We start from the raw sequence: 2,539 nt of genomic DNA on the forward strand, positions 1-2,539 counted from the left end.
CCCCTAGATAAAACATAAAGTATCCAATGTACGGTAATAAATATGCATCATCTTGGAATGATGCTATTAATTGATTTCCAACTTTAAAAATATCTAAATTTTTCTCATTAAAAGAAGTTGTCATAGTACTATTCGGACTAAATCGGTAATAATACCCAGTTAAATCAACAACTACCATTTTTCGAATATTTTTTAAAAAATTAATTCCTGTATAAACATCCTCGTAAATAACACCTTCTAAAAATGGAACTTTTTCAATAATTTCTCTTCTATATAATTTTGCACATGGAGAATAATTCACTTCTTTAAGTGCTATACATTTAATAATGGCTGCCGTTGAATTACCTTCGAAAATAACTCGAATCGGTTTATTTTTATGCAATTCTTCTTGATTGCGAACAAGATTACATTCTACTAAATCCACATCTGCCTTCATATAGGATAATAATACTTCTACTATATTCTCTTTAACAGCATCATCACTATCGACAAACATGATATATTCACCAAGGGATTCTTTTACGCCATGATTTCTGGCTACACTTTGACCTTGATTTTTTTGATTGATCAATCGGAAACGCTTATCTGTTTGGCAAAAATACTCACAAATAGCTTGGGAACCATCTGTTGAACCATCATTTATTAAAATGACTTCTATATCTTGATAGGTTTGCTTTCGAATACTTTCTAGACATTCTTCCAGATATTCTTCCACGTTATAAACTGGAACGATTAAGCTAATCATTTTCTTTTTCCCTTCTTGAATTGTATTTCATCATTCCTCTAACTTGTCTTCCCTAATGCCATTTTTCCATTTCCATATAGAGTGATAGAAGGGAAATAGGATGGTGTTGTAATATCTTGGACACAGGTTATAAAGTCTAATCATACGCGAACTTTTGGCAACCTCAGGATTTTTCTTCGTTATAGCTACATACTCTGCTAATTTTTGATTATAGACTTTTGCATATGGATTTCCTTTTCGAATATAATCTTGATAATGCATTGTAGCTAAATGAACTAGGAAACTGGCAATATAAGGAAGAAGTTCTTCCCTATCAGAATACAAGTCTATTAATTTGTCGCTTACTGTAAAGATATCTAAATTTTTAGGAGTAAAGGTTCGATGCATGATACTAGCTTGATGTTGTCGATAATAATAACCTTTATAATCAATTTTAATGATTTTTCGAATATATTTTAACATTCCAATTCCACAATAAACATCTTCAAAAATCACCCCATCTATATAAGGAACAGCTTCAACAATTGATCTTCTATAAAGTTTTGTAACTGCATTAACATTTAAAACATGTTTAGGGAAAATTTTTACTGCTTCTTGAGAGTTCCCTTCGAATAGAATAGTTGGTTCTTTAAAACTTTTAGCAAGAAATTCCTCGTTAGATACGGTAAACTGACTTTCCACAATATCTACGTCTTCACGCATATAGTGCATTAAGGTTTCTAAATAGTTCGCTAGAATCATGTCATCACTATCCACAAATACAATAAACTCTCCTCTTGAAGCTGCTACACCAGTATTTCGTGCAGCGCTCAATCCTTGATTTTCTTGATTCAACAAGTGAAAGCGACGATTCTCTTTACAATAACGTTCACAAATAGCTTTTGATCCATCTGTTGAACCATCATTGACTAAAAGGACTTCAAAGTCTGTGTAGGTTTGGTTTTGAATGCTGTCTAAACATTCTTCCAGATAAGTTTCTACATTATAAACGGGTACGATTACACTAATCATTCTTTATCCTAACCTTATTTCCTTAATCCAATTTCATCCAAAAGTGTCTTTGTAAAATCTTTTTGAATGGCATTAACCTTGCTATTGACTTTTTTTCGTTCTTCAATATAAGGATCTTCAGATTTCATGACACTCTCTAGGAACTCTAATAAGTCGTGTGAATCACGAATGACACTCCCCACCATAAGACTCTTCACATCTTCAAACACAAAGCCTCTTTTTTCCTTGTATTCCTCATAGTCATTAATGGTGAATGCAACTGGCCTATTTAATAAATAATAATCTAAAAATACTGAAGAATAATCTGTAATCAATGCACTGGTTGTACCCAAAAAGGTATATAAAGTCCCATATTGCTCACTAATGATATCTTCTGTCAATAGATGAATGGTCGAAGCATTCATTTCAAATTGTAACTGAGATTCCTCAAGAGGATGGAGTTTAATATATAGTCGATAGCCATAGTTTGAAAGTAGTTCTTCAATGTTCTGAAAGTCCTCTTCTTCCAAAGAAAATATCAATGCTGCTTGGCTATCATGATAGTTTTTAGAATTGCGGTATGTTGGCATCCAGATGATTTTCTTCTCTTCTTTCTCTTTAAAGAGCTCATCATTACGAATATTGCCAACAAGAAGCATCTGCTCATCTTTAGCATTAAAGGCTGCTTTCATAATTGGAGTAAATAATTCTGAAGAGGAGACTAATTTTGTAAAGAAATTATAGTCAATCTTTTCCATACCAACTTCAAGATTACCAATTTTTTTCAAGGGCATTCCATGCCAC

3 protein-coding genes are annotated in these 2,539 nt (G+C 32.3%); all 3 read right to left on the reverse strand.

Going from position 1 to position 2,539, the window contains the following annotated elements; translation table 11 throughout:
• Nucleotides 1-745, reverse strand: a 745-nt coding sequence (locus D8837_RS09135) for a glycosyltransferase family 2 protein (RefSeq protein ID WP_142999006.1), incomplete at its 3' end; no start/stop codon positions are given.
• A gap of 30 nt (nucleotides 746-775) precedes the next feature.
• Nucleotides 776-1,756, reverse strand: coding sequence for a glycosyltransferase family 2 protein (locus D8837_RS09140; protein ID WP_125456863.1), 981 nt, complete (start codon nucleotides 1,754-1,756; stop codon nucleotides 776-778).
• Nucleotides 1,757-1,770: 14 nt separating this feature from the next.
• Nucleotides 1,771-2,539 (reverse strand): CDP-glycerol glycerophosphotransferase family protein (locus D8837_RS09145; RefSeq protein WP_125456864.1); only part of this gene is annotated, 769 nt, incomplete at its 5' end.

Source organism: Streptococcus mitis (assembly GCF_003942965.1).
Lineage (GTDB): Bacteria > Bacillota > Bacilli > Lactobacillales > Streptococcaceae > Streptococcus > Streptococcus mitis_BH.